The organism is Scleromatobacter humisilvae, assembly GCF_023231945.1.
Taxonomy (GTDB): domain Bacteria; phylum Pseudomonadota; class Gammaproteobacteria; order Burkholderiales; family Burkholderiaceae_C; genus Scleromatobacter; species Scleromatobacter humisilvae.
This window is the reverse complement of sequence record NZ_JAJLJH010000002.1, coordinates 368,019-382,029: the sequence shown is the minus strand read 5'-3', so window position 1 is coordinate 382,029 and position 14,011 is coordinate 368,019. Positions and strand designations below refer to the sequence as shown.

12 protein-coding genes are annotated in these 14,011 nt (G+C 69.8%); 7 read left to right on the top strand and 5 right to left on the bottom strand.

The window, feature by feature from the left end:
• Window positions 1-79 precede the first annotated feature (79 nt).
• Together LPC04_RS11060 and LPC04_RS11055 are read right to left on the bottom strand one after the other, a co-directional pair.
• Window positions 80-907, bottom strand: a complete 828-nt coding sequence (locus LPC04_RS11060) for a biliverdin-producing heme oxygenase (RefSeq protein WP_275682275.1) — start codon at window positions 905-907, stop codon at window positions 80-82.
• Window positions 908-1,028: 121 nt separating this feature from the next.
• Window positions 1,029-2,033, bottom strand: coding sequence for an aspartyl/asparaginyl beta-hydroxylase domain-containing protein (locus LPC04_RS11055; protein WP_275682274.1), 1,005 nt, complete (start codon window positions 2,031-2,033; stop codon window positions 1,029-1,031).
• A gap of 223 nt (window positions 2,034-2,256) precedes the next feature.
• On the opposite strand from LPC04_RS11055, the gene LPC04_RS11050 reads away from it, so the two are divergent.
• Window positions 2,257-3,366 carry a nucleoside hydrolase gene (locus LPC04_RS11050; protein WP_275682273.1) on the top strand — a complete coding sequence of 370 codons (1,110 nt, stop codon included), beginning with the start codon at window positions 2,257-2,259 and terminating at the stop codon, window positions 3,364-3,366.
• Between the two features lie 37 nt (window positions 3,367-3,403).
• Here the strand turns inward: LPC04_RS11050 and LPC04_RS11045 are convergent, their stop codons facing one another.
• Window positions 3,404-3,667 (bottom strand): SWIB/MDM2 domain-containing protein, encoded by a 264-nt coding sequence (locus LPC04_RS11045; RefSeq protein WP_275682272.1) that lies wholly within the window; start codon window positions 3,665-3,667, stop codon window positions 3,404-3,406.
• Between the two features lie 104 nt (window positions 3,668-3,771).
• Entirely contained in the window at window positions 3,772-6,042 is a 2,271-nt protein-coding gene (locus LPC04_RS11040) for an aminotransferase class V-fold PLP-dependent enzyme (RefSeq protein WP_275682271.1), read from the bottom strand.
• A gap of 274 nt (window positions 6,043-6,316) precedes the next feature.
• Here LPC04_RS11040 and LPC04_RS11035 point away from each other — a divergent pair, with 274 nt between their 5' ends.
• Genes LPC04_RS11035 through LPC04_RS11025 form a run of 3 tightly spaced genes read left to right on the top strand, consistent with a single transcriptional unit; the run spans window position 6,317 to window position 8,876 of the window.
• The gene (locus LPC04_RS11035) at window positions 6,317-7,423 is read left to right on the top strand and encodes a sensor histidine kinase (RefSeq protein WP_275682270.1); all 1,107 of its coding nucleotides are present in this window, start codon (window positions 6,317-6,319) and stop codon (window positions 7,421-7,423) included.
• Window positions 7,420-8,166 carry a LytR/AlgR family response regulator transcription factor gene (locus LPC04_RS11030; protein WP_275682269.1) on the top strand — a complete coding sequence of 249 codons (747 nt, stop codon included), beginning with the start codon at window positions 7,420-7,422 and terminating at the stop codon, window positions 8,164-8,166. Before LPC04_RS11035 ends, LPC04_RS11030 begins: the two co-directional genes overlap by 4 nt.
• Entirely contained in the window at window positions 8,163-8,876 is a 714-nt protein-coding gene (locus LPC04_RS11025; RefSeq protein WP_275682268.1) for a head GIN domain-containing protein, read from the top strand. Before LPC04_RS11030 ends, LPC04_RS11025 begins: the two co-directional genes overlap by 4 nt.
• A gap of 70 nt (window positions 8,877-8,946) precedes the next feature.
• On the opposite strand, the gene LPC04_RS11020 is transcribed toward LPC04_RS11025, so the two are convergent.
• Window positions 8,947-9,210 carry a hypothetical protein gene (locus LPC04_RS11020; RefSeq protein WP_275682267.1) on the bottom strand — a complete coding sequence of 88 codons (264 nt, stop codon included), beginning with the start codon at window positions 9,208-9,210 and terminating at the stop codon, window positions 8,947-8,949.
• Here LPC04_RS11020 and LPC04_RS11015 point away from each other — a divergent pair.
• The 3 genes from LPC04_RS11015 (at window position 9,179) to LPC04_RS11005 (ending at window position 13,917) form a co-directional block, all read left to right on the top strand.
• Window positions 9,179-10,129: a purine-nucleoside phosphorylase gene (locus LPC04_RS11015; RefSeq protein WP_420854714.1), complete on the top strand. Its 951-nt coding sequence runs from the start codon at window positions 9,179-9,181 to the stop codon at window positions 10,127-10,129. The two genes, LPC04_RS11020 and LPC04_RS11015, sit on opposite strands and share 32 nt — an antisense overlap.
• Before the next feature lie 401 nt (window positions 10,130-10,530).
• On the top strand, window positions 10,531-12,810 hold the full coding sequence (locus LPC04_RS11010) for a TonB-dependent receptor (RefSeq protein ID WP_275682266.1): 2,280 nt from the start codon (window positions 10,531-10,533) through the stop codon (window positions 12,808-12,810).
• Between the two features lie 69 nt (window positions 12,811-12,879).
• Window positions 12,880-13,917, top strand: a complete 1,038-nt coding sequence (locus tag LPC04_RS11005; RefSeq protein WP_275682265.1) for a 5'-methylthioadenosine/S-adenosylhomocysteine nucleosidase — start codon at window positions 12,880-12,882, stop codon at window positions 13,915-13,917.
• Window positions 13,918-14,011: the final 94 nt, after the last annotated feature.

The following is a 14,011-nucleotide window of genomic DNA, read 5'->3' as shown; positions in this document are numbered from 1 at the left end:
AACACCAAACGCCCCCGCTTTCGGCCGCGGTGGCCCGGGAGATCCCGACGTCCCCGGCCGGGCGGTTGCGCGGGACGGGTCAGAGCGGCATACGCTGCGTGTCGCCGCCGTCGTCCTCGCCGCCGTCCATCGGCAACTCGACGAGCGTCGGCTCGTCGCCGGACTCGTCCTTGTCCGGCAGGTCGATGTGGATGTCGGCCAGGGGAGCGGGCTCGGGCCCCGTCGACTCGGCGCGCAATGCGCCGTAGGCCATCAGCAACGCGGGCGCGATCTGCGTCGAGGGCTCGACGTGGATGGACGCCTGCTCGGGTTCGGGTGGCGCGAGCGGCGAGAACAGCTCGATCAACGCGGCGAACGTGCGCTTGGCGCTCCGGCAGGCGCGCGCGGTGTTGCCGGAGGAGTCGCCGATCTCGAGCGCCGCCTGCGTGCGGAAGTTGGCCCACATCGCGCCCGTCTCGCCGCCGAAGCCGTGGAAGTAGCTGGCGCCGCGCCCTTGGTCGAGCCCGAGCGTCCGCTTGAGTTGCGGCGCGATGACGCGCCCGCCGAGCGCCGAGCCTTCGATCACGTACAACGAGCCCATCGCCTCGGCGGGATCGCCCAGCGGCAGGGTCGCGGCCAGGCGGGAACTCATGGCGACCGGGCCGACGCCCGCGACCGCGCGCAGCCATTCGACGTCGGCGCTCGCGAAGCCGCCGCGGCGGCGGGCCCGGAACCAGGGCTGCAGGCGTTCGGGCAGCGCGGCATGGACGCGCGGCTCCCAGGCGCGCAGGAAGGCGTCGAAGCCGCACAGGATCGCGCCGTAGCGCTCCAACGGCATGGGCTGGTCCAGGCGCAGGACGTGCTCGATCCGTTCGTGCTCGGCACGGGTCGTCAGGCGCAATTCGGCGAGGGCGTTTTCGGAGCTCAAGGCGGGTTCGTCCGGGCGGACGACAAGACGGGGCTTGTGCTCGATCGTAGCGGATCAGCTGGGCCATGGACGGCCGCCAGGCGTGACGTCGTCACGCTTGGCGCGACCCGAACATTTCGTTTCAGTTGAACGACGAGTTTGCTGCGCGGCCGTGGTCGTCCGCCGCATGGCCGCCGACATGCGACGACACCACGTTCTGGATCGTGCGGAACGAGGCGGGCAGCACGGGCAGCAGCAGCAGCGCGACGACGCCGACCGTCAGCCCCGCCTTGGTCAGCTTGTAGACCGTGCGGTTCCAGGCCTTGAAGCGGCGGCGGTACTGGCCGGCCACGTCCGAGAGGAAGAACAGCTTGTTGACGAGGCCCGTCCGGTCGCCGGGTTCGTTGGGCGAAGCCGCGGCGGCCACGACGTTGCGGCCGAACCACAGGTTGAAGCGGCGCGCGAAACCGAAACGCATCGGGCGGGCGACGTCGCAGAACAGGATCAGGCGCTCGACGTCGGTGCGGTTCTCGGCGGTGTGGATGAAGGTCTCGTCGAAGATCACGCCTTCGCCGTCGCGCCAGCTGTAGCGCTGCCCGTCCACGTCGATGTAGCAGCCGTCGTCGTTGGGCGTGATCAGGCCGAGGTGGTATCTCAGCGAGCCGGCGTACGGATCCTTGTGGGGGTTGAGCACGGCCCCGGGCGGCAGCGTCGCGAACATCGCGGCGCTGACGTTGGGAATGCCGCGCAGCAACTGCGTGGTGCGCGGGCACAGGCGCTCGGCCGACGGATGCGCGTCGCCGTACCACTTCAGGTAGAAGCGCTTCCAGCCCGACTTGGCGAACGAGTTGAAGCCGGCGTCGTCCTTCTGGTCGGGCGCCCTCATCCGGGCGTGGGCCATCAACGCGAGGCCCTCCTCGCGGATCGTCGCGGCGTTGGCGCGCAGCGGCTCCAGCTCGGGAAAGTAGGTCTGCGACGGGTAGGGCTTGTTCGGGACGGCCGAGAAGGCGTACAGGAACACGTTGACCGGCGCGAGCAGGCCGGAGTGGTCGAAGACCTGGCCCCAGAAACTGTGGCGCACGCGGCCGCGGAAATGCACCACGAGTATGCAGGCGAGGTAGAGGGCGATGATGGTCCAGGTGATCATCGAGGTTCCGGAGCGTGGTCCTGCCAAAGAACGCAAGCATGGCTCAGCTTGCCGGCTCCCGGCCAGCGGGGTGCCGATAATGACTGCTGATCAGTATGGAATTGCCGACAGGTCAGGGTGTGCTCAGTCCACCGATGATAGGTCCTGACAGGCATTCCGGATACTCGGCGGTACGGCGCTTGCTTGCCGTCGCCCCATCCCGATTTTGCCCGAAAGGCCTCCGATGATCCGTTGCCTCGCCGCCGCCCTGGCGGCCCTGCTGCTTGCCACCGGCAGCGCGCCGTCGTCGGCCGCCGACGGCCACCGCCTCGTCATCGTCGACCAGGACATGTTCGGCCCCGGCGGCAGCAACATGAACTCCGTGCTGATGCTGCTGCAGGCGCCCGACGTCGACGTGCTGGGCATCGTCGTCAGCAGCGGCGACGGCTGGCGCGAGGAGGAGATCGCGCAGACGCTGCGCATGCTGGAGCTGGTCGGCCGGCCCGAGGTGCCCGTCTATGCCGGCGCCGAGTTCCCGTTGCTCAACAGCGCGGCCCGCATGAAGGCCTGGGAGCGCCGTTACGGCCCGCTGGTGTGGAAGGGGGCCTGGACGGACTCGTTCGGCGGCCAGCCGCGCGCCGAGTACCACGCCGACCCCTTCCTGGTGCCGCCGCTGGCTGCCGGCCCCCCGTCGCTGAAGGCGCAGGCCGAAAGCGGCGTCGACTTCATGATCCGCACCGTGCACGCCCATCCGGGCCGGGTGACGCTGTGGATGGGCGGCGCGCTGACCGACCTGGCGCTGGCCAGCCGGCTCGACCCGGGCCTCGCCGCGGCTACGCGCGAGCTCGTGTTCATGGGCGGCAGCTTCAACCCGGTGGCGGCCGACAACAGCTTCGCCGACGAATACGCGCATTCGCCGCGGCGCGAGTTCAACATGCTGTGGGACGCCGAGGCAGCCTCGGCGGTGCTGCACGAGGCGTGGCCGCGGGTCGTGCAGATCCCGGTCGATCCGACCACGCGCACCTTCTTCAGCAAGGCGCTCTACGCCGAGATCGGCCAGGCGAAGACGCCGGTGGCGAGTTATGTCGCGCGCTTCGGCGAGGGCTTCCCGATGTGGGACGAGCTCGCGGCCGCGGTGTGGCTCGATCCGTCGCTGGTCAAGCGAAGCCAGAAGATGCTGGAGGACGTGGCGGCCGGCGACGGCGCCGACTACGGCAGCACGCTCAGCTGGCCGCTTGGCCGCGGCCCGGGCCTGGGCGAGCGCGAAGTCGAGGTCGTGCAGGACGTGGACGTGCCGCGCTTCGAGCGCTTGACCGTGAAGCTGCTGAGCGCGGGCAGGGCGCCCGCGCGCTGAGGCGCGTCACGCGCGGAGGCGCGCGACGCGGCGAGGCTCAGCTCAGGTGCTTGCCGACCAGGCCGGTCATCTCGAACATCGTGACCTCGTCCTTGCCCATCACGGCCTTGAGCTTGGCATCGCACAGGATGTTGCGCTTGTTGGCCGGGTTCTGCAGGTTGTGGGCCTTGATGTAGTCCCACAGGGCCTTGGTGACCGCGGTGCGCGGCAACGGTTCGCTGCCGACGATGGCGGCGAGGGCCGGGCTCGGCTTGAGGGCCTTCATGAAGGCGGAAGTCTTGGCGGGTGCTGCAGTAGCCATGAGGAAACCTCTCGAAAACGGGAAAGGGCGCGAGCATACGCCTCCGCGACGACCCTGCTGTGGCGTCAGGACCGCATGAACCTGTGGTAGAGCGTTTCGGGCGGTCAGCCGAGCGCCGCGGCGGACTGGGGCTCGTCGACGGATTCCGGCCGCCACAGGGCCACGCCGCCCGCCAGGCTCCAGGCGTTGTCGTGCCCCAGGCGACGCAGCGCGCCGGCCGCCTGCGCGCTGCGATTGCCGCTGCGGCAGTAGAACACCACCGGCGTCGGCGCGGGCAGCGCGAGCCAGTCAGGCAGCGCCTGCGGCAGCTGCGACAACGCGATCGCCTGGTGGCGCACCTGGGGAGCCGCCAGCGCCGGCGCGTGCCCGAGGCGCTGCTCGTAGCCCTCGCGGACGTCGACGAACAGCAGGTCGGGATGCGCGCGCAGCAGCGCCTGCAGCGCCGCCGGCGTCAACTCCTGGGACAGCGCATCGTCGCGCGGTTCGAGGCGCGCGCCGCAGGCCAGCGTCTGGTAGCCGGTCAGGCCCAGGTCGCGCTCGAGATCGGCCTTGGCCGCGGCGAAGCCGGCGGCGTCCAGCCCGCCGCCCAGCACGCGCGCCACCAGCGGCTGCGCGCGGCGCTCAGTGGCCAACGTGCTGGCGAAGCGGTCGTCGTAGTCGTGGCCGGGCAGCAGCAGCGTTGCCGGACCGACGACCTGCGCCAGCTTGAGCAGCGATCCGCCGAACGACAGCGGGGCGCTCTGCTCGAAATCGCTGCGGCCGAGTGCGCCGGGCATCACCGTGTCGCCCACGAAGGCCAGGCGCAGGCCTTTGGCGTCGTGCAGCAGATAGGCCGTCGAATCGAGCGTGTGGCCGGGGATGGCCAGCCGCGTCAGCGACAGGCTGCCCAGCTCGATCGCGCGCGCCCCTTCCGGCCAGCCGAGCGCCTCCAGCGGGCCGATGGCGTCCATCTGGTCGGCGAGCGCGGCGCGCAGCTCGCCGGCGGACGACGCGTGGTCGCCATGGCTGTGGGTGTCCAGCACCGCGGCGAGCGTATAGCCCTGGCAGTGCAGCAGGTCGGCCAGGCGGGTGCTGAGCTCGGGCAGCGGATCGATGACGACGCAGCGCCGGCTGGCGGCGTCGGCCAGCAGGTAGCAGCAGGCGCCGTCGACGATGAAGCGCGTCAGGCCCTCGGCGGCCAGCGTGCGCGGCTGGCTGGGCACGAGGCAGCACTCGCGCAGCGACTTGCCGCAGGCGCGGATGCGTTCGCAGGCCTCGGCGATGAACTCGTCGTCGGCGGCGGGGCCGAAGGACAGTCGCACGGCCGACGCGGTCTGCCAGGCCGGCAGGCCCATCGCCTCCAGCACGTAGCTGGGCTGCGCCTTCGAGGCGCTGCAGGCCGAGCCGCCGCTGACGCGGACGTCGGCGGCGTCGAACAGGTCCAGCAGCAGCTTGGAGGCGAGGCCTGGCACGGAGAAATTGAGCGTGGTGGGCAGGCACAACGCCGGCGGCGCGTTGAAGACGAGCGTCGGGAAAGCTTCCACGAGCGTGTCGGCGAGCCGGTCGCGCCAGGCCCGCAGCGTGGCGGCGTCGCGGAAGGTGCCGCCATCCTCGAGCGCCGCCAGCACGGCGCCGAGCGCGGCGACGCCGGTCATGTTCTCGGTGCCGGAGCGCTGCGCCGCCTCCTGCCCGCCGCCGGCCATCAGCGGCGTGAACGGCACGCCGTCGCGCACGTACAGCAGGCCGATGCCCTTGGGCGCGTACAGCTTGTGGCCGGAGAAGGGCGCGTAGTCGATGCGGCGCCGGGCCAGGTGCAGCGACAGCTTGCCCAGCGCCTGCACGCCGTCGACCAGCCAGAGCGCCGGGCTGGTCGCCAGCGCCTGCTCGATGCCGTCGAGGTCGCTGATGATGCCGGTCTCGTTGTTGGCGGCCATCGTGCAGACCAGGCCCGCCAGCGGCGCGCGCTCGCGCAGCCAGGCCAGGTCGTGGCGTCCGTCGCCGCCGACCGGGATCGCCTGCACCTGCAGCCCGAGTTCGAGCAAGGCATTCCAGTGGCGCAGCGATTCGGGCACGGCCTTGTGCTCGGTCGCGCCGTACAGCAACAGCGGCGGGATGGCCTCGCCGCGGTCGCGGCGGTCGCGCAGCGCGACCAGCGCGGACAGCACCGCCGTCTGGATGCCCTCGGTGGCCCCGCTGGTGAACAGCAGCCGCCCGGTCGGCGCGCCCAGCACGCGGCGCGCGCGGGCGCGGACGTCGTCGATCAGCGAGCGCGCCCGCAACCCGGTGCTGTGGATGCTGCTCGGGTTGCCGTAGTCCTCGGCCATCGCCGCGAGGGCGGCTTGGCGCGCCTGCGGCAGCACGGGGGTGGTGGCGTTGGCGTCGAGATAGATTTCCATGGCGTCGGGGCTCCGGGTGGGTGCCGAGAAGGCATGGGGAACTATCGTATCGGCGAGGCGCTGAAACAACATTCCAGAATTGGCGCTGAATCGGGAACATGTTGCCAAATTGGCCAGCTCAACGGCGTGGATTTGGAAAGTCATTTCCGGTCGCCCGGGCCGGACGGGCCGCCTGCGGCATCACCCCGGCGCGGCCAACCGCATTCCGGTCGCAGATTCCCGCAATCCGTCCCGCGGCGCCCGCGGCGGGCAGCCGGTTACGTACCATGGCGCCATGTCCCGGAACATCGCTCCCACCACCCCCGACGACGGCAGCCGCCGTTCGCTGTGGATCGCCTACGCCTGCGCCTGCGCGGTCGCCTGGCTGCTGTACGTGCTGGCCGGCGCCGAATTCCAGCGTGGCCTGTGGCAGCTGTGGCAGGCCGTCTACCAGGCCACGCTGAGCCTGTGGCCGCCGATGCTGCTGGGCGTGGGCGTGTTCCCGTGGGTGCACCGGGTGCAGGACGGGCAGCGCGGCACGGCGCTCGAGGTCGTGCTGCACGTGGTCGGGGCGATCGTGTTCGGCGTTGCCTGGCAGGCGTGCGACTACACCGTCTCGACGCTCCTGTACGGACACGTCTATGCCAACGTGATGCTCGTGCAGACCGTGCTGTGGCGCGCGATCTGGGGCGTGATCGCCTACGCGGCCATCGCCACGGCGTTCACCGCCTGGCTGCAGGCGCGGCGGGCGCGCGCGGCGTCGCTGGCCGCGGCGCAGGCCGAGTCCGCGCTGGCGCGCGCCGAGCTGGCGGTGATCAGCGGCAAGCTCAATCCGCACTTCCTGTTCAACACGCTCAACTCGCTGATCGCCCTGACGCGCAAGGACGCCAAGCAGGCCGAGGCCGCGTTGATGCGCTTCTCGGGCATGCTGCGCTATGTGCTCGACACCAAGCGCAGCGCGTCCGACCGCGTGCCGCTGGGCGACGAGATCGAGTTCGTGCGCGACTACCTGGCGCTCGAGAGCCTGCGCCTGGGCAAGCGGCTGCGCGTCGAATGGGAACTCGATCCCGACACGTTCGCCGACGAGATCCCGCCGCTGAGCCTGCAGCCGCTGGTGGAGAACGCCATCCAGCACGGCATCGCGCCGCGCGTCGATGGCGGCCGCGTGGGCATCCGCAGCGCGCGCAACCTGATGAACCAGGGCCTGGAGCTGAGCGTGGAAGACGACGGCGCCGGCTGCGAGCCCGCCCGGCTGGACGACCCGGCGCCCGCCCGCTCCGGCATTGGCCTGACCGCGCTGCGCCGCCGCTTCGCGCTCGACTACGACGGCCGCGCCCGCCTGCAGATTCGCACCCAACCCGGCGCGGGCTTCCGCGTCGATCTCTGGATACCGCAACCATGACCGAACTCACCAAAGTGCTCATCGCCGAGGACGAACCGCTCGCCGCCGAGGCGCTGGCCGACTGGGTCGCGCAGATGCCCTCGCTGCAACTCGTGGCCACCTGCGGCGACGGCGCCAGCGCGCTGGCGCAGATCCGCGCGCTGCGGCCCGACCTGGTGCTGATGGACATCCAGATGCCCGTGCTGACCGGCCTGCAGGTGCTGCAGGCACTGGCCGGCGACGCCCACCAGCCGTCGGTGATCTTCACCACGGCCTACGACGAGCACGCGCTGACCGCGTTCGAGCTGCACGCCGTCGACTACCTGCTCAAGCCGTTCACGCACGAGCGCTTCGTCGAGGCGATCAACCACGTGCAGCGCGAGGCCCAGGCCCCGCTGGCCGGCACGGTCGACGCGCTGCAGACGCCCGACGGCGCGCCGCTGACGCGTGTGCTGGTGCGCGACCAGGGCCGCATCTTCCCGATCAACGTCGACGCGATCGAGTACCTGCGCTCCGACACCAAGTACACCGCGCTGGCCGTCAAGGGCAAGAGCTACCTGGTGCGGCTGCCCATCGTCACCTTCGAGCAGAAGCTCGATCCGGCCCGCTTCGTCAAGCTGCACCGCAGCTGCATCGTCAACCTCGACTTCGTCGAGTCGCTGACGCCCGACGAGAACTCGCAGCTCGTCGCGCGCATGACCGACGGCACGCTCATCACCGCCAACCGCGACGTTTCCAGGAAGCTCAGGGAGCAATCGATATGAACCGCCATCTTTCTCCGCTGGTACTGGCCGCGCTCGTGCTCGCGCCCGTCCTCGCGCACGCGCAGGCGCCCGAGGGCAAGATCTACGCGCCGGGCCCGTTCGACAACGTCGTGCTGGACGGCGCGGGCCAGGTGCGCCTGGTGCAGGGCGACCGCGACGAGGTCTTCGTGGCCGGCGACGCGAACGCCCAGGAAGCGGTCGAGGTGCGCCTGAGCGGCAGCCGCCTGAAGATCGACCTGCCGGGCAGCTGGAAATTCTGGAACAACGGCAGCGGCGCGCAGGTGGAGGTGCGGGTGCGCCACCTGAGCCGGCTGACGTTGTCCGGCGCGAACGACGTCGTTGCACCCGGCCCGATCACGGGCGACCACCTGACCGTCAGCATGGCCGGCTCCGGCGTCGCGCGCTTCGATCAGTTGCAGGTGAGCAACCTCAACTTCGAGATCTCCGGCGCGGGCGAAGGGCAACTGGCCGGCAAGGTCGACCAGTTCCGGCTGTCGGTGTCGGGCAAGGGAAAGATCGGTGCCGAGCAACTGCGGGCGGGCGGAGCCGACGTGTCGATCAGCGGCGTCGGCAACGCGGTGCTGTGGACGGTGAACTCGCTGCGCGTGCAGATCTCGGGCGCCGGCCATGTCGATTACTGGGGTCAGCCGACGGTGCGCAAGTCGATCTCGGGGTTCGGGTCCGTGGATGCGCGGGGCGACAAGCAATGAACCCTTATGGATCAAATGGATACATCACTATTATGAAGCTGTTTCTAGGAAATGGGCTCATTTAAATCAATCACTTGAACCGCGAAGTTAAAGCGCAATGCGCATAACCAATCAAGGGTGTGCAATCGAAAGTTGATGTGAAGCTTGAGGTTGCGCGAGGCTGTCGAGCACGCACAATGAGGGGAATGCCTCCAACGGGAACCCCCTTGTCACGCCAGTCCTCCTCCTCACGGCGCGTCGTCGCCGCCATCGCCGCCGCCGTCTCGTTGCTGGTCGCGGCCGCGCCATCCACCGCCGCCGCTGTGAAGACCAGGCCGGTCAAGGTGATGGTCATCACGCTGTTCGGGCCCGAGGCCGCGCCCTGGCTCGCGCAGCTTCCGATCAAGCAGACGGTTCGGGTGGCCGGGTTGTCGGCGGACTATCCGGACATCAAGTGCACCGACTCGGGCATCTGCGTGATGACCACCGGCATGGGCCACGCCAACGCCGCGGCCTCGACGATGGCGCTGGTGCTGAGCCCGCAGCTCGACCTCTCGCATACGTACTTCGTCGTCACCGGCATCGCCGGCATCGATCCGAACGTCGGCACGCTGGGCGCCGCGGCCTGGGCACGCTACCTGGTCGATTTCGGCCTGCAGCAGGAGTTCGACGCCGCCGATGCCCCGCCGCAGTGGCAGGGCGGCTACGTCGGCATCGGCGCGGCCGACCCGTCGGTCAAGCCCAAGCTGGAATACGGCACCGAGGTGTTCCAGCTGGACGAGGCGCTGCTGCAGCGCGCGCTGGCGCTGTCTCGCGATGCCCATCTCGAGGACAACGACACCGCCGCGGCCTACCGCAAGCAATACCCGCAGGCCGCCGCCCAGGCCGCGCCGTCGGTCCTGCAATGCGACACGCTGGCCGGCGACACGTGGTGGCACGGCACGCGGCTGGGCGAGCGCGCATCGAGCTGGACGCGCCTGCTCACGGACGGCAAGGGCACCTACTGCACCACGCAGCAGGAGGACAACGCCACCTACGAGGCACTGCGACGCGGCGCGGCCGCCGGGCGCCTCGACCTGCACCGGGTGGCCGTGCTGCGCACCGGCGCGAACTTCGATCGCCCGCATCCGGGGCAGACGGCGCAGGAGTCGCTCAACACGCCATCGGGCGGCTTCCCGATCTCCACCGCCAACCTCTATCGCGCGGGCTGGCCGCTGGTGTCGGACATCGTCACACGCTGGCCGCAATGGCGCGAGGGCGTGCCGGCGCAGTGAGCGCGTTCGCCGGGAGGCGAGCGGGCGCGGCACCGTCCACGCACGATTGAGGCGCGCCGCGCACCCGGGCGGTGCGGGTTGCGCGCCGCGGATCCACGATGCCGGGGCGTCCTTCGACGGCGCAGCTTGGGCGAGCGCCCGAGGGCTCGCTTGTCCACTGCAAACCGAGGTCAGAGCGGGGACGCGCGGAGCCGGCGGCACGCCATGTTGCCGAATGCGAAGGCGCTCGCCCATAGCCGTCGACACATGGCCGTCATTCGACAGCCCGCATGAGCGCGTCGCCGTGCCGCGCAACCCTCGCAATCACGATGTGGCATGGCTTCCACACCCCATCCTGAACTGTGACGTGGCCCTCGTCTTGCTTTACCGTGCGCACACATAAATTTTCAGGACTCGATCCGATGACCACTCGCATCTCCAGTCGCCAAGCTTCGCGTTCCACCACGCCGCACTCCCCGGTCAAGCCCCTGGCCATGCTGATCGCGCTCGCGTTTGCGGGCACGGCCGCCCACGGCCAGGCCGTCGCGCCGGCCGATGCCGCGTCCGCGGCCGAGGCCGGCAAGCTCCAGACGGTGACTGTGACTGCCGAGCGCATCACCGAAGACGTCAAGACCGTGCCGATCTCGGTCAGCACGATCGGCGGCGAGGCGCTCGACGTGCTCAATTCGGGCGGCGAGGACGTGCGCGCGCTGTCCGGCCGGGTGCCCAGCCTGAACATCGAATCGTCGTTCGGGCGCGCCTTCCCGCGCTTCTACATCCGTGGCTACGGCAACACCGACTTCCACCTCAACGCCTCGCAGCCCGTCTCGCTGATCTACGACGACGTCGTCCAGGAGAACCCCATCCTCAAGGGCTTCCCGATGTTCGACGTCAACCAGGTCGAAGTGCTGGCCGGCCCGCAAGGCACGCTGTTCGGCCGCAACACGCCGGCCGGGGTGGTCAAGTTCGACTCGGTCGCGCCGTCGCGCATCGCCAACGGCTACTTCAACGCCAGCTACGGATCGTTCAACACGGTCAACCTCGAAGGCGCCTACGGCATGCCACTGGGGCCGGACTGGGCGATCCGCGGCTCGATGCTGTCCGAGCACCGCAACGGCTTCGTCACCAACACGGCGCCCGGCGCCGGCCCGGGCAAGCTCGAGGGTTACGACGACGAGGCCGGGCGCCTGCAGCTGCTGTACAAGCCCTCGGGCACGTTCAGCGCGCTGTTCAACGTGCACGCGCGCGCGCTGGACGGCACGGCGCGCCTGTTCCGCGCCAACATCATCAAGCCGGGCACCAACGATCTCGTCGACGGCTTCGATCCGTACCAGATCTCGATCGACGGCAAGAACTCGCAGACCGTCGACACCGACGGCGCCAGCGCGAAGCTGCGCTGGGACATCGGCGGCAACAACATCCTGAGCTCGATCACCGGCTGGGAACACGTGCACGCGGCCAGCCGCGGCGACGTCGACGGCGGCTACGGCGCGGCCTATGACCTGCCGATGGGCCCGGGCGTCATCCCCTTCGCGGACGAGACCTCCGACTCGATGAACGGACACGAGCAGTTGAGCCAGGAGTTTCGCGTCGAGCACGGCGGCACGGGTCCGCTGACCTGGCAGACCGGCCTCTACCTGTACCACGAGAAGTACAAGATCTCGAGCTTCTCCTACGACACGCTGTTCCACGGGCCGACCACCGAGGTCGACGCGACGCAGCACAACACCGCCTGGGCCGTCTTCGGTTCGGTCGGCTATGCGCTGACCGACAAGTTCAAGCTGCGCGGTGGCCTGCGCTACACCCGCGACCGCAAGTACCTCGACACCATCCCGGTCAGCGACACCGCCGTCAACGACAGCGCCGGGCTGTCGAAGAGCACCAGCGATTCGCGAACCAACTGGGACCTGAGCGGCACCTACGCCGTCACGCCCGACGCCAACGTCTACGCCCGCGTCGCCACCGGCTTCCGCGCGTCCAGCATCTTCCCGGCGTCGGACTTCGGCTACCTCACGTACGCCAAGCCCGAGACGACGACGTCCTATGAGACGGGCGTGAAGGCCGACCTGTTCGATCGCCGCGCCCGAGTCTCGGCCGACGTCTTCCACTACGAGGTCAAGGACCAGCAGCTGAGCGCGGTCGGCGGCGAGTCCAACGCCACCCAGCTGATCAACGCGAAGAAGGTGCAAGGCCAGGGCTTCGAGATCAACCTCGACGCCTACGTCCTGCCCACGCTGCTGGTGACCCTGAACGGCAGCTACAACTTCACGAAGATCAAGGATCCGGGCCTGACGGTGGCGCCGTGCGCCACCTGCACGGTGACCAATCCGAAGGACGCCGCCGGCAACGTGCTGATCAACGGCAACCCGCTGCCGCAGGCGCCCAAGTACGTGGCCAACGTCACCGCGCGCTACGGCATCCCGACGGCCAGCGGCGGCGAGTACTTCGTCTACACCGACTGGTCGTACCGCAGCAAGGTCAACTTCTTCCTCTACGAGTCCAAGGAGTTCACCGGCAAGGCGATGACCATCGGCGGCCTGCGCGCCGGCTACGACTGGGACGGCGGCAAGTACGAGGTGGCGGCCTTCGCGCGCAACATCACGAACCAGATCCGCGTGACCGGCGGCATCGACTTCAACAACCTGACCGGCTTCATCAACGACCCGCGCACGGTCGGCGTGCAGTTCAAGGCGACGTTCTAAGATCGGCGACGTCTGCGGCCGCGCGGGCTCGTGCCCCGCGCGGCCGCTTTTTCATTTCTGGAGTTCCCCGTGAAGAAATTGATCGTTGCGTCGTTGCTGGCGCTGGGCCTGTCATCGGCGTTCGCGGCCAGGCCGGCGGCCAAGTCCGCCTGCCTCACCGAGTGCACGCCGCGCATCGGCATCGTGTCGGCGTTCGGCCAGGAGGCCGACATCCTCGTCGCGCAGACGCAGCAGCCGCACGCCTGGGTCATCAACGGCAACCGCTTCACGACGGGCGTGTTGCGCGGCGTGCCGGTCGTGATCGTGCTGAGCGGCGTCAGCATGGTCAATTCGACGATGGTCACGCAGCTGATGGTGGACCACTTCAAGGTGCAGCGGCTGGTGATGTCGGGCATCGCGGGCGGCGTGAACCCGGCGCACCATGTGGGCGACGTCATGATCCCCGACCGCTGGGCCATGCCGCTGGAGGTGTTCTGGAATCGCGACAGCGTGCTGCCCGCCACCTGCGGCAAGGCGGCCGATGTCTCGTGCCTGGGCCTCAAGCTGGCGAGCGCCGACGGCAGGCCCGTGCCGCCGTTCAGCCTCGCGACCGCCGCGGGCGCGGTGCCCACGGGCCTGTTCATGCGCGAGAACTTCGTCATGACCGCGGCCAACGCGCCCGCCGGCGAGTTCCGCTTCGACTACCCGGTCGACGCCGAGATGCTGGCCGTCGCGCGCGAGATCCAGCCGGCGCTGGCGCGCTGCGGCCCCAGGGCGACGAAGACGCCCGGCGGCGAGCCCGACCCCGCGCTATGCGTCAAGACGATGCCGCAGGTGATCGTCGGCGGCCGCGGCGTCTCGGGCTCGGCCTTCCTCGCCAATCCGCAATACCGGACGTACCTGTTCGAGCAATTGCAGGCGCAGACCTTCGAGATGGAGACGGCCGCGCTGGCCCACGTCGCCTACGCCAACGCGATCCCGTACATCGCGTTCCGCAGCCTGAGCGACCTCGCCGGGGCCGAGGAGTTCAACGCCGACGCCGTCGCGCTGTTCGCGAGCGGCCTGGCCGAGACCAACGAGGCCGCCGTCACGCTGGCGTTCCTGGACGGCTGGCGCAGGCACAAGTGACGGGCGCGTAAGGTTTCGGCGCCTCGCGCGACTAACGTCGGAGACGCCATTGCCCGCGCGTTTCGCGCATACGGGGTACTGTATGTAAAGCTCA